The sequence below is a fragment of the Stenotrophomonas sp. PS02300 genome, assembly GCF_029959395.1.
GTDB classification, from domain to species: domain Bacteria; phylum Pseudomonadota; class Gammaproteobacteria; order Xanthomonadales; family Xanthomonadaceae; genus Stenotrophomonas; species Stenotrophomonas maltophilia_AD.
In genome coordinates this window covers 1-16,596 of sequence record NZ_JASCOP010000094.1, presented here as the reverse complement: position 1 = coordinate 16,596, position 16,596 = coordinate 1, and the positions used below count along the sequence as shown (strand labels likewise).

Below are 16,596 nucleotides of genomic sequence, written 5' to 3'. Positions count from 1 at the left end.
TCTTCAACGGCTACCGCCCGCAGTTCTACTTCCGTACCACCGACATCACTGGCGCCGCCAAGCTGCCGGAAGGCGTCGAGATGGTGATGCCGGGTGACAACGTGAAGATGGTCGTGACCCTGATCAATCCGGTCGCGATGGATGAAGGCCTGCGTTTCGCCATTCGTGAAGGCGGTCGTACCGTCGGCGCCGGCGTGGTCTCCAAGATCATCAAGTAATTCTGCAATACCGGCGGCAGCAAAGCGCTGCCGGTCTCGCGAACGGCGGGCCGGGAACCTCGGTCCGCCTTCGCCGTCTAAGGGAAGGCAGTTTTTTCAGTACGCCAGTAGCTCAATTGGCAGAGCAGCGGTCTCCAAAACCGCAGGTTGGGGGTTCGAGTCCCTCCTGGCGTGCCACTTCTCCCTTCCAGCGGCCATGCCGCCACAGCAGCCAGAGCCGGATGAACAGCAAGATCGAGCATTCCAAGGACACCTCCACCGGGGGTGACATCGTCAAATACGCCGCCGCAGTGCTCCTGGCACTTGCGGGCCTTTTTGCGTGGTTCTGGTTCGGCATGCCCGAGCATGCGGCCCAGAGTGCCTGGTCCGGTCCCCTGCGTGGCCTGGGTGTCGCCGTCGGCCTGGCCGCCGGCTTTGGCGTGTTCATGCTGACCGCCAAGGGTCGCGATACCCGTGAATTCCTTTCCGAATCCCGTTTCGAGCTGCGCAAGGTGGTCTGGCCGACGCGCCAGGAAGCCATCCGCATGACGTGGGTGGTGATGGTCGTGGTGATCATCCTCAGCCTGCTGCTCGGCGGCTTTGATTTCTTGATTCAGAAAGCGATCCAGTTGTTCCTGGGTCGATAAGGAGAAACCTGTGAAGCGTTGGTATGTCGTTCACGCCTATTCAGGCTTCGAGAAGTCGGTTGCGCAGGATCTGCGCGGCCGTATCGAGCGTCAAGAAAAGCAGGAATTCTTCGGTGACGTGCTCGTCCCGACCGAGGAAGTGGTTGAAATGCGTTCCGGCCAGAAGCGCCGTTCCGAGCGCAAGTTCTTCCCCGGTTACGTCCTGGTCCAGATCGAGACGCACGAAGAGAACGGCATTCCCCGGATCGAGAGCGAAAGCTGGCATCTGGTCAAGGAAACGCCCAAGGTGCTGGGCTTCATCGGCGGTACCGCCGATCGCCCGCTGCCGATCGCGGATCACGAGGCCGAGGCCATCCTGAACCGCGTTCAGGAAGGTGTTGAGAAGCCCCGTCCGAAGGTGCTGTTCGAGCCGGGCCAGATGGTCCGAGTCACCGAAGGCCCGTTCAACGACTTCAATGGCGTCGTGGAAGAAGTCAACTACGAGAAGAGCCGCCTGCGCGTCTCGGTGCTGATCTTCGGTCGCGCCACCCCGGTCGAGCTCGAGTTCGGCCAGGTCGAAAAGGCCACCTGATCCGGCCGCCGCCCGCATTCACGCGGTGGTCTGAAAATCTGATATAGTGCGCGGCTTCCTGCCAGGAAGCTGGCAAAAGCATAGGGCCGCCGCGAGGTGGCCTTCTGCATGAATTCAAAAACGCGATGCCGGGACGCGTGATTCCCGGTCCGATGGGGAGCCTGTGGTCGCAAGGCGCTAGCACCCGGAGAGTATTCACATGGCAAAGAAAGTAATTGGTTACATCAAGCTGCAGGTGAAGGCCGGCCAGGCCAACCCCTCGCCGCCGGTCGGTCCCGCGCTGGGTCAGCGTGGCCTGAACATCATGGAGTTCTGCAAGGCCTTCAATGCCGCCACGCAGAAGCTCGAGCCGGGTCTGCCGGTTCCGGTGATCATCACGGCCTATTCGGACCGTACGTTCACCTTCATCACCAAGAGCACCCCGGCCACCACGCTGCTGAAGAAGGCCGCTGGCGTGACCTCGGGCTCCAAGCGCCCGAACACCGACAAGATCGGCAAGGTGACCCGCAAGCAGCTGGAAGAGATCGCCAAGGCGAAGGAAGCTGACCTGACGGCCGCCGACCTGGACGCCGCCGTGCGCACGATCGCTGGTTCTGCCCGTTCCATGGGCCTTGTGGTAGAGGGTTAAGAAGATGGCACAGACCAAGCGTGAGAAGGCCATCCAGGCCGCCGTCGTCCCGGGCAAGGCTTACGCCTTCGAGGACGCAATCAAGATCCTGAAGACCGCTACCAAGGCCAAGTTCGTCGAGTCCTTCGACGTCGCCGTGCGCCTGGGCGTGGACGCCAAGAAGTCCGACCAGCAGGTGCGCGGTTCGACCGTGCTGCCGGCCGGTACCGGCAAGAGCGTGCGCGTTGCGGTGTTCGCACCGGCCGGTGCCAAGGCTGACGAAGCCCTGGCCGCTGGCGCCGAAGCCGTCGGCATGGACGACCTGGCCGAGAAGATGCAGGCCGGCGATCTGAACTATGACGTCGTCATCGCCACCCCGGACGCCATGCGCGTCGTGGGTAAGCTGGGCACCGTGCTCGGCCCGCGCGGCCTGATGCCGAACCCGAAGGTCGGCACCGTGTCGGCCAACCCGGGCGAAGCCGTCAAGAACGCCAAGTCGGGCCAGGTGCGCTACCGCACCGACAAGGCCGGCATCATCCACTGCACCATCGGCAAGGCCGACTTCGCCGAAGACGCGCTGAAGTCGAACCTGCAGGCGCTGCTGCTGGACCTGATCAAGGCCAAGCCGGCTACCTCGAAGGGCACCTACCTGCAGAAGGTTTCGGTCAGCTCGACGATGGGCCCGGGCGTCACCGTCGACCAGTCGTCGCTGACCCTGAAGTAATCGTTTCAAGCGGGTGCGCGGTTTCGGCCGTGCACCCGTGACATTTGAAGGCAATCCGAGCGGGCCCGTCCCGTGACGATAGCCGTCAAAGACCGCAGGGGTGGTGGGCGCATGCCGACCGCTTAATCGATTCCCCCGGGAATCACCCTGCGTAGATGGTGCCCTTCTGGAGTTTTTCTGGTTTACGCAGGTCTGGGTTCACCCAGGTTGGCCATCCAGGTCTAGAACGGCCCACCCTTGGAACATCGTCCCGATGTTCCCGGCGTCCAGGAAGGATGCTGCCCAGGACCGCAAACGGCAGGAGCCGTAAGCGGAGTTCAATTGGAGGAGTGCAATGGCTCTCAATCTGTCCCAGAAGCAAGAAGTAGTCGCCGAGGTTGCGGACGTCGCTGCCAAGGCTCACTCCTTGATCGCAGCCCATTACGCTGGCACCACGGTCTCCCAGATGACCGCGATGCGCAAGCAGGCCCGCGAAACCGGCGTTTTCTTGAAAGTTGTCAAGAACACGCTGGCCGAGCGCGCCGTCAAGGGCACCGAGTTTGAATGTGCAACGGACAAGTTCACCGGTCCGATGCTGTTCGCGTTCTCGCTTGAGGAGCCCGGCGCAGCCGGTCGCCTGATCAAGGAAGCTGCCAAGAACAACGCCAAGCTGCTTCCGCAGGTCGTTGCCATCGGTGGCGAAGTGTTCCCGGCAAGCCACGTCGACGTGCTGGCATCGCTGCCGACCCGCGATCAGGCCCTGGCCATGCTGGCCCGCGTCCTGACCGAGCCGGTCACGATGTTCGCCCGCGCCATCAAGGCCATCGGCGACAAGCAGAACGGTGGCGAGACCGCCGACGCTGCCGAGCCGGCTGCCGAAACCGCCTGAGTCGCTGTTTACGTGGTTCCTGACGGAACCTGAACCCAGAAAAATTATCCAAAGGTAATCAAAATGTCCCTTACCAACGAACAGATCGTCGACGCCATCGCCGAGAAGTCCCTGATGGAAGTGATGGAGCTGGTCAAGGCCATCGAAGAGAAGTTCGGCGTTTCCGCCGCTGCTCCGGTCGCCGTGGCTGCTGCCGCTGGCCCGGCCGTTGCTGCCGAAGAGCAGACCGAATTCGACGTCATCCTGAAGTCGGCCGGCGACAAGAAGGTCGAAGTCATCAAGGCCGTTCGCGCCATCACCGGCCTGGGCCTGAAGGAAGCCAAGGATCTGGCAGAAGCCGGCGGCATGATCAAGGAAGCCGCTTCGAAGGACGACGCTGCCAAGTTCAAGAAGGACCTGGAAGCTGCTGGCGCGACTGTCGAAGTCAAGTAAGCAGCTCCTTGCGTCGCCATCGAATCACGGCGATGCAGCGAAGGCTGGGGGCGTAAGCCCCCGGCCTTTGGTCGTTGTTGCGGCAACGACCGAAATCCAGCGTTACCGGCCCAGGCCGGCGAGTTGGTAGTTGGAAGTAGCGGGAGAAGGCGTGCTGGTGCCGGCAATACCAGCGACTTCCAACTGACAATTTTCATGTTCCCTTCGGGCCACGCCTCCATGGCGGGGCCCGCACAGCCAAGGTGAGACCCCATGACGTCATATTCGTTCACCGAAAAAAAGCGTATCCGCAAGGATTTCGGCAAGCAGCGCTCGATCCTCGAAGTGCCGTTCCTGCTCGCCATCCAGGTGGATTCCTACCGCGAATTCCTGCAGGAAAACGTGGATCCGGCCAAGCGCCGTGATCTCGGCCTGCACGCGGCCCTGAAGTCGGTGTTCCCGATCGCCAGCTACAGCGGCAACGCTGCGCTGGAATACGTGGGCTACAAGCTGGGCGACCCGGTCTTCGACGAGCGTGAATGCCGCCAGCGTGGCATGAGCTACGGCGCGCCGCTGCGCGTGACCGTGCGCCTGGTGATCTACGACCGCGAGTCGTCCACCAAGGCCATCAAGTACGTGAAGGAGCAGGAGGTCTACCTCGGCGAAATCCCGCTGATGACCGACAACGGCACCTTCATCGTCAACGGCACCGAGCGCGTCATCGTCTCGCAGCTGCACCGTTCGCCGGGCGTGTTCTTCGACCACGACCGTGGCAAGACCCACAGCTCGGGCAAGCTGCTGTACAGCGCCCGCATCATCCCGTACCGCGGTTCCTGGCTGGACTTCGAGTTCGACCCGAAGGACGCGCTGTTCACCCGTATCGACCGTCGCCGCAAGCTGCCGGTGTCGATCCTGCTGCGTGCGCTGGGCTACAGCAACGAAGAGATGCTGGCCGAGTTCTTCGAGATCAACACCTTCCACATCAATCCCGATGAAGGCGTGCAGCTCGAACTGGTTGCCGAGCGCCTGCGCGGCGAGACCCTGAACTTCGACCTGGCCGACGGCGACAAGGTCATCGTCGAAGCCGGCAAGCGCATCACCGCGCGCCACGTCAAGCAGCTGGAAGCCTCGGGCATTGCCGCCCTGGCCGTGCCGGACGATTACATCGTCGGCCGCATCCTGTCCCACGACGTGGTCGACGCCGGTACCGGCGAACTGCTGGCCCAGGCCAACGACGAAATCACCGACGAGCAGCTGCAGGCCTTCCGCAAGGCCGGCGTGGATGCCGTGGGCACCCTGTGGGTGAACGATCTGGATCGTGGCCCGTACCTGTCCAACACCCTGCGCATCGATCCGACCAAGACCCAGCTCGAAGCGCTGGTCGAAATCTATCGCATGATGCGTCCGGGCGAGCCGCCGACCAAGGACGCCGCGCAGAACCTGTTCCACAACCTGTTCTTCACCTTCGAGCGCTACGACCTGTCCACGGTTGGCCGCATGAAGTTCAACCGTCGTGTCGGCCGCAAGGAAGTCACCGGTGAAGCAGTGCTGTACGACCGCAAGTACTTCGGCGAGCGCAACGACGAAGAGTCCAAGCGCCTGGTCGCCGAGCACGGCGACAGCTCCGACATCCTGGACGTGATCAAGGTCCTCACCGAGATCCGCAACGGTCGCGGCGTGGTCGATGACATCGATCACCTGGGCAACCGTCGCGTGCGTTCGGTCGGCGAAATGGCCGAGAACGTGTTCCGCGTGGGCCTGGTCCGCGTCGAGCGCGCGGTCAAGGAGCGCCTGTCGATGGCCGAATCCGAAGGCCTGACCCCGCAGGAGCTGATCAACGCCAAGCCGGTTGCCGCTGCGATCAAGGAATTCTTCGGCTCCTCGCAGCTGTCGCAGTTCATGGACCAGAACAACCCGCTGTCGGAAGTCACCCACAAGCGTCGCGTCTCGGCCCTGGGCCCGGGCGGCCTGACCCGTGAGCGTGCCGGCTTCGAAGTGCGCGACGTGCACCCGACCCACTACGGCCGCGTCTGCACCATCGAAACGCCGGAAGGCCCGAACATCGGCCTGATCAACTCGCTGGCCGTGTACGCCCGCACCAACCAGTACGGCTTCCTGGAAACCCCGTACCGCAAGGTGCACGACGGCAAGGTGTCCGACGAGATCGAGTTCCTGTCGGCCATCGAAGAAAACGAATACGTCATTGCCCAGGCCAACGCCCTGACCGACGCCAAGAGCATGCTCACCGAGCAGTTCGTGCCGTGCCGGTTCCAGGGTGAGTCGCTGCTGAAGCCGCCGGCGGAAGTCCACTTCATGGACGTCTCGCCGATGCAGACCGTGTCGATCGCAGCGGCGCTGGTTCCGTTCCTGGAACACGATGACGCCAACCGTGCACTGATGGGCGCCAACATGCAGCGCCAGGCCGTGCCGACCCTGCGTGCGCAGAAGCCGCTGGTGGGTACCGGTATCGAACGCGCCGTGGCCCGTGACTCGGGTGTGACCGTGAACGCCCGTCGTGGCGGCGAGATCGTGCAGATCGACGCCGGCCGCATCGTGGTCAAGGTCAACGAAGTGGAAATCACCGACGCCAGCGATGCCGGCGTGGATATCTACAACCTGATCAAGTACACCCGTTCCAACCAGAACACCTGCATCAACCAGCGCCCGCTGGTGGAAGTGGGCAACGTGGTGGCGCGTGGCGACGTGCTGGCCGATGGTCCGTCCACCGACATCGGCGAACTGGCCCTGGGCCAGAACATGCTGATCGCCTTCATGCCGTGGAACGGCTACAACTTCGAAGACTCCATCCTGCTCTCCGAGCGCGTGGTGGAAGAAGATCGTTACACCACGATCCACATCGAAGAGCTGACCTGCGTTGCGCGTGACACCAAGCTGGGGCCGGAGGAAATCTCCGCCGACATCCCGAACGTGTCCGAGCAGGCCCTGAACCGCCTGGATGAGTCGGGCGTGGTGTACATCGGTGCCGAAGTGCGCGCCGGCGACATCATGGTCGGCAAGGTCACCCCGAAGGGCGAAAGCCAGCTGACCCCGGAAGAGAAGCTGCTCCGCGCGATCTTCGGTGAGAAGGCGTCGGACGTGAAGGACAGCTCGCTGCGCGTGCCGCCGGGCATGGACGGCACCGTCATCGACGTGCAGGTCTTCACCCGCGACGGCATCGAGAAGGACAAGCGTGCGCGCCAGATCGAGGAAAGCGAGATCAAGCGCGTCAAGAAGGACTTCGACGACCAGTTCCGCATCCTGGAAGGCGCCATCTACGCACGCCTGCGCTCGCAGATCGTGGGCAAGGTCGCCAACGGCGGTGCCAACCTGAAGAAGGGCGACACCATCACCGACGCCTACCTGGACGGCCTGAAGAAGGCTGACTGGTTCGTGCTGCGCATGAAGGACGACGACGCTTCCGAAGCCATCGAACGCGCCCAGAAGCAGATCCAGGCGCACGAGAAGGAATTCGAGCGTCGCTTCGCCGACAAGCGCGGCAAGATCACCGCCGGCGACGACCTCGCCCCGGGCGTGCTGAAGATGGTCAAGGTGTTCCTGGCCGTGAAGCGCCGCATCCAGCCGGGCGACAAGATGGCAGGCCGCCACGGCAACAAGGGTGTGGTCTCCAACGTGGTGCCGGTCGAGGACATGCCGTACATGGCCTCGGGCGAGACCGTGGACATCGTGCTGAACCCGCTGGGCGTGCCGTCGCGCATGAACATCGGCCAGATCCTGGAAGTGCACCTGGGCTGGGCCGCAAAGGGCCTGGGCCGCAAGATCCAGGGCATGCTCGAGGCACAGGCCGCGATCAACGACCTGCGCAAGTTCCTGGACGACGTGTACAACCACGACAAGACCCAGCACGCCAACCACGTCGACCTGACCCAGTTCAGCGACGAGGAGCTGCTGCGCCTGGCCGGCAACCTGACCGACGGCGTGCCGATGGCCACCCCGGTGTTCGACGGTGCCACCGAAGCTGAGATCAAGCACATGCTTGCCCTGGCTGACCTGCCGCTCAGCGGCCAGACCCAGCTGTATGACGGTCGTACCGGCGAGGCATTCGATCGCCACACCACCGTGGGCTACATGCACTACCTGAAGCTGAACCACCTGGTCGACGACAAGATGCACGCCCGTTCGACCGGTCCGTACTCGCTCGTTACCCAGCAGCCGCTGGGCGGCAAGGCGCAGTTCGGCGGCCAGCGCTTCGGTGAAATGGAAGTCTGGGCGCTGGAAGCCTACGGCGCGGCCTACACCCTGCAGGAAATGCTGACGGTGAAGTCCGATGACGTGCAGGGCCGCAACCAGATGTACAAGAACATCGTCGACGGTGAGCACGAGATGGTCGCGGGCATGCCGGAATCCTTCAACGTGCTCGTGAAGGAAATCCGCTCGCTGGCCATCAACATGGAACTGGAAGACAACTGATCGTGCAGGCGCGGCTGCCCCGGCCGCCGCGCCGCCGGATGTGACCTGACAGCCCCCTCGACAAGATTTACTCCTTTAGGAGAAACACCATGAAAGACCTGCTCAACCTCTTCAACCAGCAGCGCCAGACGCTGGACTTCGACGCGATCAAGATCGCGCTGGCCTCGCCGGACCTGATCCGTTCGTGGTCCTTCGGCGAAGTGAAGAAGCCGGAAACCATCAACTACCGTACCTTCAAGCCGGAGCGTGACGGCCTGTTCTGCGCCGCCATCTTCGGACCGGTCAAGGACTACGAGTGCCTGTGCGGCAAGTACAAGCGCATGAAGCACCGCGGCGTGGTCTGCGAAAAGTGCGGCACCGAAGTGACCCTGGCCAAGGTGCGCCGCGAGCGCATGGGCCACATCGACCTGGCTTCGCCGGTCGCGCACATCTGGTTCCTCAAGTCGCTGCCGTCGCGCATCGGCCTGATGCTGGACATGACCCTGCGTGACATCGAGCGCGTGCTGTACTTCGAAGCCTACGTGGTGACCGAGCCGGGCCTGACCGCCCTGGAGCGCCGCCAGCTGCTGACCGAAGAACAGTACCTGCAGGCACGCCAGGAGCACGGCGACGACTTCGACGCCGCCATGGGCGCCGAGGCCGTGTACGAACTGCTGCGCACCATCGACCTGCAGTCGGAAATGACCCGCCTGCGCGAAGAAATCGCCAGCACCGGTTCGGAAACCAAGCTCAAGCGCCTCACCAAGCGCATCAAGCTGGTCGAAGCCTTCCTGGAATCGGGCAACCGCCCGGAGTGGATGGTCATGACCGTGCTGCCGGTGCTGCCGCCGGACCTGCGTCCGCTGGTGCCGCTGGATGGTGGCCGCTTCGCGACCTCCGACCTGAACGACCTGTACCGCCGCGTCATCAACCGCAACAACCGCCTGCGCCGCCTGCTCGAGCTGAACGCGCCGGACATCATCGTGCGCAATGAAAAGCGCATGCTGCAGGAATCGGTCGATGCGCTGCTGGACAACGGCCGCCGCGGCCGTGCCATCACCGGCACCAACAAGCGCCCGCTGAAGTCGCTGGCCGACATGATCAAGGGCAAGCAGGGTCGCTTCCGCCAGAACCTGCTGGGCAAGCGCGTCGACTACTCGGGCCGTTCGGTCATCGTGGTCGGTCCGTACCTGCGCCTGCACCAGTGCGGCCTGCCGAAGAAGATGGCGCTCGAGCTGTTCAAGCCGTTCGTGTTCGCCAAGCTGCAGCGTCGTGGCCTGGCCACCACCATCAAGGCCGCCAAGAAGCTGGTCGAGCGCGAAGAAGCCGAAGTCTGGGACATCCTGGAAGAGGTCATCCGCGAACACCCGGTGATGCTGAACCGTGCGCCGACCCTGCACCGCCTGGGCATCCAGGCGTTCGAGCCGGTGCTGATCGAAGGCAAGGCCATCCAGCTGCACCCGCTGGTCTGCACCGCGTTCAACGCCGACTTCGACGGTGACCAGATGGCCGTCCACGTGCCGCTCTCGCTGGAAGCCCAGCTGGAAGCGCGTGCGCTGATGATGTCCACCAACAACATCCTGTCGCCGGCCAACGGCGAGCCGATCATCGTGCCGTCGCAGGACGTGGTGCTGGGTCTGTACTACATGACCCGCGCCCTGGAAAACAAGAAGGGCGAGGGCATGGCCTTCGCCAACATCGCCGAAGTGAAGCGTGCCTATGACAACCGCGTGGTGGAACTGCACGCCAAGGTCAAGGTCCGCATCACCGAAGTGGTGACCGACGAAAACGGCGACAAGCAGAACAAGACCTCGATCGTGGACACCACGATCGGTCGCGCCCTGCTGGCCGAAATCCTGCCGGAAGGCCTGCCGTTCGCGCTGGCCAACACCGAGCTGACCAAGAAGAACATCAGCCGCCTGATCAACTCCAGCTACCGCCAGCTGGGCTTGAAGGACACGGTCGTGTTCGCCGACAAGCTGATGTACACCGGCTTCGCCTACGCAACCCGTGCAGGCGTGTCGATCGGTATCGACGACATGCTGATCCCGGACGAGAAGCGCGGCATCCTCACCGAGGCCGAAGCCGAAGTGCTGGAAATCCAGGAGCAGTACCAGTCGGGCCTGGTCACCGCCGGCGAGCGCTACAACAAGGTGGTCGACATCTGGTCGCGTACCAATGAACGCATCGCCAAGGCGATGATGGACACCATTGGTACCGAGAAGGTGGTCAACGCCAAGGGCGAGACCATCGACCAGAAGTCGATGAACTCGCTGTACATCATGGCCGACTCCGGTGCCCGTGGTTCGCAGGCGCAGATCCGCCAGCTGGCCGGCATGCGTGGCCTGATGGCCCGTCCGGATGGCTCGATCATCGAAACGCCCATCAAGGCGAACTTCCGTGAAGGCCTGAACGTGCAGGAGTACTTCAACTCCACCCACGGTGCCCGTAAGGGCCTGGCCGATACCGCGCTGAAGACCGCCAACTCGGGTTACCTGACCCGTCGTCTGGTGGACGTGGCGCAGGACGTGGTCATCACCGAGGTGGATTGCGGTACCTCCGAAGGCCTGACCATGACCCCGATCGTGGAAGGCGGCGACGTCGTGGAGCCGCTGAAGGACCGCGTGCTGGGTCGTGTCGTGGCCGAGGACGTGTTCCTGCCGGGCAACGACGAAGATCCGATCGTGACCCGCAACACCCTGCTCGACGAAGCCTGGGTGGCCAAGCTGGAAGATGCCGGCGTGCAGAGCATCAAGGTGCGCTCCACGATCAGCTGCGAATCGGCGTTCGGCGTGTGCGGCCACTGCTACGGTCGCGACCTGGCCCGTGGCCACCTGGTCAACATCGGTGAGGCGGTGGGCGTCATCGCCGCGCAGTCGATCGGTGAGCCGGGTACCCAGCTGACCATGCGTACGTTCCACATCGGTGGTGCGGCATCGCGTGCGGCAGCCGTGGACAACATCACGGTCAAGACCACCGGTTCGGTGAAGTTCAACAACCTCAAGTCCGTCGAACACGCCAGCGGCTCGCTGGTGGCGGTCTCGCGCTCGGGTGAAATCTCGGTGCTCGATGCCCACGGTCGTGAGCGTGAGCGTTACAAGCTGCCGTACGGCTCGATGATCGCGTCCAAGGACGGCGATGCTGTGAAGGCTGGCCAGACCGTGGCCAACTGGGATCCGCATAACCACCCGATCGTGTCCGAAGTGGCCGGTTTCATCCGCTTCATCGACTTCATCGACGGCGTCACCGTCATCGAGAAGACCGACGAACTGACCGGCCTGGCCTCGCGCGAAATCACCGACCCGAAGCGTCGTGGCTCGCAGGCCAAGGAGCTGCGCCCGATCGTGCGCATCGTGGATGCCAAGGGCAATGACCTGACCATCCCGAACACCGACCTGCCGGCCCAGTACCTGCTGCCGCCGCGTTCCATCGTCAACCTGCAGGACGGCGCCGCCGTCGGCGTGGGCGACGTGGTCGCCAAGATCCCGCAGGAAGCGTCCAAGACCCGCGACATCACCGGTGGTCTGCCGCGCGTGGCCGATCTGTTCGAAGCACGCAAGCCGAAGGATCCGGCGATCCTGGCCGAGCGTTCGGGCATCATCAGCTTCGGCAAGGACACCAAGGGCAAGCAGCGCCTGATCATCAAGGACACCGATGGTTCGGAACACGAAGAGCTGATCCCGAAGTACCGCCAGGTGATCGTGTTCGAAGGCGAGCACGTGACCAAGGGCGAAACCATCGTGGACGGCGAGCCGAGCCCGCAGGACATCCTGCGCCTGCTGGGTGTCGAACCGCTGGCTGCCTACCTGGTCAAGGAAATCCAGGACGTGTACCGCCTGCAGGGCGTGAAGATCAACGACAAGCACATTGAAGTGATCACCCGCCAGATGCTGCGCAAGGTCGAGATCACCGACCAGGGCAGCAGCAAGTTCCTGAATGGCGAGCAGGCCGAGCGCCAGCGCGTCATCGAGGAAAATGCACGCCTGGCCACCCGCAACGAGCTGATCGCCCGTTTCGACCCGGTCCTGCTGGGCATCACCAAGGCGTCGCTGGCCACCGAGTCGTTCATTTCGGCGGCCTCGTTCCAGGAAACCACCCGCGTGCTGACCGAAGCTGCCGTCCGCGGCACCTCGGACAACCTGCGCGGCCTGAAGGAAAACGTCATCGTCGGCCGCCTGATCCCGGCCGGTACCGGCCTGGCCTACCACGCCAACCGTCGTCGCAACGCCTCCGGGCTGACCGAGTCGGAAATGCAGACCCTGTCCGGCACGCCGGCGGTGGCTGAAGTGGTGCCGGCTGCCCCGGTGGCAGTGGAATCGACCGAAGCCGAATCGGCCTCGGGCGAGGAATGAGAAATCCGGTCCGGCCTTCGGGCCGGACCACCTTCGGGTAGCGGCCGACCGTTGGTCGGACGACATTCGAAGGGGTAGGGCGCCACCGTTGGTGGTGCCGAACCCACCTTGTCGGTGGCGTAACCGCCACCAATAGGGTAGGATGCCGGCCGGTCCTCGAAAGGGGGCCGGTTTGACAACCTGAACGGGGGGCATGGAAAAGGCTCCCCTGTAACGGCCCGGGATCAGGGCTGGCTTGGCGTGCGCGCGGTTGACTGCGTTTTCGCCGGGTTGCTACAATCGTCTGTCTCAGCAGGCCGGTTTCTCGCCTGCTCGCACATATCCGCATTCATGGCCTGTTTTCATCGGGCCTCTCTCAGAAGAACTTACTGATGGCGACGATCAATCAGCTTGTCCGCAAGCCGCGGCAGGCAACCACTTACAAGAGTGCCTCCCCGGCTCTTGAAAAGTGCCCCCAGCGCCGTGGCGTCTGCACGCGCGTGTACACCACCACTCCGAAGAAGCCGAACTCGGCGCTTCGCAAGGTTGCCAAGGTTCGCCTGACCAACCAGGAAGAAGTGATTAGCTACATCGGCGGCGAAGGCCACAACCTGCAGGAGCACTCCGTGGTCCTGATCCGTGGCGGTCGCGTCAAGGATCTGCCGGGTGTGCGTTACCACACTGTGCGTGGCTCGCTGGACGCCTCCGGCGTTGCCAAGCGTCGCCAGGGCCGTTCCAAGTACGGCGCCAAGCGTCCGAAGAGCTAAGGGAAAGTACACATGTCTCGTAAAGGTAATACGCCGCAGCGCTCTGTCCTGCCGGATCCGAAGCACGGAAGTGAAACCATCGCGCGCTTCATCAACATGGTGATGCTGAGCGGCAAGAAGTCGGTCGCTGAAAAGATCGTCTATGGCGCCATGGACGTGATCAGCGAAAAGAACCCGAACTCCATCGAGCTGGTGCAGAAGGCTCTGGACAACGTGGCTCCGTCGGTCGAAGTGAAGTCCCGCCGCGTCGGCGGTGCGACCTACCAGGTGCCGGTCGAAGTGCGTTCGTCGCGCAAGATGGCCCTGGCCATGCGCTGGCTGATCGACTCCGCCCGTAAGCGTGGTGAGAACACCATGCCGAAGAAGCTGGCTGCAGAACTGCTGGATGCCTCGGAAAACCGTGGTGGCGCCATCAAGAAGCGCGAAGAAACCCACCGCATGGCCGAAGCCAACAAGGCCTTCGCCCACTACCGCTGGTGAGTTTGACGGCCTTGTAAAACAGGCACGGCAGCACCATTAAGGTGCTGCCTCGCGGCCCCAGAAGGGCTGCGCCAATCCGAAGGCCGCCGAAAGGCGGCGTTCGGCCATCCGAATTCCAAGAAATTGAGAGGCTCCCGTGGCCCGCACCACTCCCATCGAGCGTTACCGCAATTTCGGCATCATGGCCCACATCGATGCCGGCAAGACCACCACGTCCGAGCGCATCCTGTTCTACACCGGCAAGAGCCACAAGATCGGTGAAGTGCACGACGGCGCCGCCACCATGGACTGGATGGAGCAGGAGCAGGAGCGTGGCATCACGATCCAGTCCGCTGCCACCACCGCGTTCTGGAAGGGCATGGACAAGTCCCTGCCGGAGCACCGCTTCAACATCATCGATACCCCCGGGCACGTCGACTTCACCATCGAAGTGGAGCGCTCGCTGCGCGTGCTCGACGGTGCGGTGTTCGTGCTGTGTGCCGTCGGTGGCGTGCAGCCGCAGTCCGAAACCGTGTGGCGCCAGGCCAACCGGTACAAGGTGCCGCGCATTGCGTTCGTCAACAAGATGGACCGCACCGGCGCCAACTTCACCAAGGTCGTTGGCCAGCTGAAGGCCAAGCTCGGCGCCACCGCCGTGCCGATGCAGCTGCCGATCGGCGCTGAAGAAGGCTTCAAGGGCGTCGTCGACCTGATCAAGATGAAGGCCATCCATTGGGATGAAGCCTCGCAGGGCATGAAGTTCGAGTACCTGGAAATCCCGGCCGACATGAAGGACGCCGCCGACGAGGCGCGCACCTTCATGATCGAAGCCGCGGCTGAAGCCAGCGAAGAGCTGATGGAAAAGTACCTGGGCGGCGAAGAGCTGACCGAGGCCGAAATCATCGAAGCCCTGCGCGTGCGCACCCTGGCCACCGACATCGTGCCGATGTACTGCGGCTCGGCGTTCAAGAACAAGGGCGTGCAGGCCATGCTGGACGGCGTGGTGCAGCTGCTGCCGTCGCCGATCGACGTGCCGGACGTGACCGGTACCGACGTCGATGACGAAACCGTTGCGCTGAGCCGCAAGTCCGACGACAAGGCACCGTTCTCGGCGCTGGCCTTCAAGATCATCACCGACCCGTTCGTGGGCGCGCTGACCTTCTTCCGTGTCTACTCGGGCACGCTGAACGCCGGCGACCAGCTGCTGAACTCGGTGAAGGGCAAGAAGGAGCGCATCGGCCGCATCCTGCAGATGCACTCCAACGATCGCGAAGAGATCAAGGAAGTGCTGGCCGGTGACATCGCCGCGGCCGTGGGCCTGAAGGACACCACCACCGGTGACACGCTGTGCTCGCAGGAGCACCCGATCATCCTGGAGCGCATGGTGTTCCCGGAGCCGGTCATCTCGATGGCCGTCGAACCGAAGACCAAGTCCGACCAGGAAAAGATGGGTCTCGCCCTTGGCCGCCTGGCCCAGGAAGATCCGTCGTTCCGCGTCAAGACCGACGAAGAATCCGGCCAGACCATCATCTCGGGCATGGGCGAGCTGCACCTGGACATCATCGTTGACCGCATGAAGCGCGAGTTCAACGTTGAAGCCAATGTCGGCAAGCCGCAGGTGGCCTACCGCGAAACCATCCAGCTGGCCGACGTGAAGTCGGATTACAAGCACGCCAAGCAGTCCGGTGGTAAGGGTCAGTACGGTCACGTCGTGATCGAACTGTCGCCGATCACCGCTGAAGACCGTGCCGATCCGAAGATCGCGCCGAACATCAAGGACGATTTCCTGTTCGTCAACGACATCACCGGTGGCGTGATTCCGAAGGAATTCATCCCGTCGATCGAAAAGGGCCTGCGCGAAACCATCACCAGCGGTCCGCTGGCTGGCTTCCCGGTCGTGGACGTGAAGGTGAAGCTGGTGTTCGGCTCGTACCATGACGTCGACTCCTCGGAAATGGCGTTCAAGCTGGCTTCGTCGATGGCCTTCAAGCAGGGCTTCGCCAAGGCCAAGCCGGTCCTGCTCGAGCCGATCATGAAGGTCGAGATCGTGACCCCGGAGGATTACCAGGGTGACGTGATGGGCGACGTGAGCCGCCGTCGTGGCGTGCTGCAGGGTTCGAGCACCACCGGTGACGGTTCGGCCAGCATCATCAACGCGATGATCCCGCTGGGTGAAATGTTCGGTTACGCCACCTCGCTGCGTTCGCAGACCCAGGGTCGCGCAACGTTCACGATGGAATTCGACCACTACGAGCCGGCGCCGAACAACATCGCCGAAACCGTGATCAAGAAGTCCTGAGCATAAGCTCAGGCCTTCATCTCCCTCTTTCTGATATCCAAGGTATACAACAATGGCAAAGGGTAAGTTCGAGCGCACCAAGCCGCACGTCAACGTCGGCACCATCGGTCACGTCGATCATGGCAAGACCACGCTGACTGCTGCGCTGACCAAGATCGGCGCAGAGCGCTTCGGTGGCGAATTCAAGGATTACTCCGCGATCGACGCCGCGCCGGAAGAAAAGGCCCGTGGCATCACGATCTCGACCGCACACGTCGAATACGAATCCACCGAGCGTCACTACGCCCACGTCGATTGCCCGGGCCATG

The 16,596-nt window shown here is 63.2% G+C and carries 12 protein-coding genes, 1 tRNA gene and 1 pseudogene; all 14 read left to right on the top strand.

Features of this window, described 5'->3' with window-relative positions:
• A pseudogene (locus tag QMX79_RS15390) lies at window positions 1-218 on the top strand (elongation factor Tu); the annotation flags it as partial.
• 101 nt (window positions 219-319) lie between these two features.
• Window positions 320-395 (top strand) — tRNA-Trp (locus QMX79_RS15385).
• 44 nt (window positions 396-439) lie between these two features.
• Window positions 440-844 (top strand): preprotein translocase subunit SecE, encoded by a 405-nt coding sequence (gene secE, locus QMX79_RS15380; protein WP_282247499.1) that lies wholly within the window; start codon window positions 440-442, stop codon window positions 842-844.
• A gap of 10 nt (window positions 845-854) precedes the next feature.
• A complete protein-coding gene (gene nusG, locus QMX79_RS15375; protein WP_095364661.1) occupies window positions 855-1,415 on the top strand; it encodes a transcription termination/antitermination protein NusG in 561 nt (186 codons plus the stop codon).
• A 199-nt stretch (window positions 1,416-1,614) separates the two neighbouring features.
• Entirely contained in the window at window positions 1,615-2,043 is a 429-nt protein-coding gene (gene rplK, locus QMX79_RS15370) for a 50S ribosomal protein L11 (protein ID WP_282247498.1), read from the top strand.
• Window positions 2,044-2,047: 4 nt separating this feature from the next.
• A complete protein-coding gene (gene rplA, locus QMX79_RS15365; RefSeq protein ID WP_068849440.1) occupies window positions 2,048-2,746 on the top strand; it encodes a 50S ribosomal protein L1 in 699 nt (232 codons plus the stop codon).
• 334 nt (window positions 2,747-3,080) lie between these two features.
• Window positions 3,081-3,614, top strand: a complete 534-nt coding sequence (rplJ, locus tag QMX79_RS15360) for a 50S ribosomal protein L10 (RefSeq protein WP_282247497.1) — start codon at window positions 3,081-3,083, stop codon at window positions 3,612-3,614.
• A gap of 63 nt (window positions 3,615-3,677) precedes the next feature.
• Window positions 3,678-4,046, top strand: a complete 369-nt coding sequence (gene rplL / locus QMX79_RS15355) for a 50S ribosomal protein L7/L12 (protein WP_282247496.1) — start codon at window positions 3,678-3,680, stop codon at window positions 4,044-4,046.
• A 252-nt stretch (window positions 4,047-4,298) separates the two neighbouring features.
• On the top strand, window positions 4,299-8,453 hold the full coding sequence (rpoB, locus tag QMX79_RS15350; protein ID WP_282247495.1) for a DNA-directed RNA polymerase subunit beta: 4,155 nt from the start codon (window positions 4,299-4,301) through the stop codon (window positions 8,451-8,453).
• Window positions 8,454-8,542: 89 nt separating this feature from the next.
• Window positions 8,543-12,784: a DNA-directed RNA polymerase subunit beta' gene (rpoC, locus tag QMX79_RS15345; protein ID WP_282247494.1), complete on the top strand. Its 4,242-nt coding sequence runs from the start codon at window positions 8,543-8,545 to the stop codon at window positions 12,782-12,784.
• Window positions 12,785-13,155: 371 nt separating this feature from the next.
• On the top strand, window positions 13,156-13,530 hold the full coding sequence (gene rpsL / locus QMX79_RS15340; protein ID WP_025879344.1) for a 30S ribosomal protein S12: 375 nt from the start codon (window positions 13,156-13,158) through the stop codon (window positions 13,528-13,530).
• A gap of 12 nt (window positions 13,531-13,542) precedes the next feature.
• Entirely contained in the window at window positions 13,543-14,010 is a 468-nt protein-coding gene (gene rpsG, locus QMX79_RS15335) for a 30S ribosomal protein S7 (protein ID WP_068849450.1), read from the top strand.
• A gap of 136 nt (window positions 14,011-14,146) precedes the next feature.
• On the top strand, window positions 14,147-16,288 hold the full coding sequence (fusA, locus tag QMX79_RS15330) for an elongation factor G (RefSeq protein ID WP_282247493.1): 2,142 nt from the start codon (window positions 14,147-14,149) through the stop codon (window positions 16,286-16,288).
• Between the two features lie 52 nt (window positions 16,289-16,340).
• Window positions 16,341-16,596 (top strand): GTP-binding protein (locus tag QMX79_RS15325; RefSeq protein WP_282247180.1); only part of this gene is annotated, 256 nt, incomplete at its 3' end.

Coding starts and splice junctions, on each gene's coding strand:
- rpoC (WP_282247494.1), top strand. CDS start 8,543: ATGAAAGACCTGCTCAACCTCTTCAACCAGCAGCGCCAGACGCTGGAC.
- secE (WP_282247499.1), top strand. CDS start 440: ATGAACAGCAAGATCGAGCATTCCAAGGACACCTCCACCGGGGGTGAC.
- rpoB (WP_282247495.1), top strand. CDS start 4,299: ATGACGTCATATTCGTTCACCGAAAAAAAGCGTATCCGCAAGGATTTC.
- rplK (WP_282247498.1), top strand. CDS start 1,615: ATGGCAAAGAAAGTAATTGGTTACATCAAGCTGCAGGTGAAGGCCGGC.
- rplA (WP_068849440.1), top strand. CDS start 2,048: ATGGCACAGACCAAGCGTGAGAAGGCCATCCAGGCCGCCGTCGTCCCG.
- rplJ (WP_282247497.1), top strand. CDS start 3,081: ATGGCTCTCAATCTGTCCCAGAAGCAAGAAGTAGTCGCCGAGGTTGCG.
- rpsL (WP_025879344.1), top strand. CDS start 13,156: ATGGCGACGATCAATCAGCTTGTCCGCAAGCCGCGGCAGGCAACCACT.
- rplL (WP_282247496.1), top strand. CDS start 3,678: ATGTCCCTTACCAACGAACAGATCGTCGACGCCATCGCCGAGAAGTCC.
- rpsG (WP_068849450.1), top strand. CDS start 13,543: ATGTCTCGTAAAGGTAATACGCCGCAGCGCTCTGTCCTGCCGGATCCG.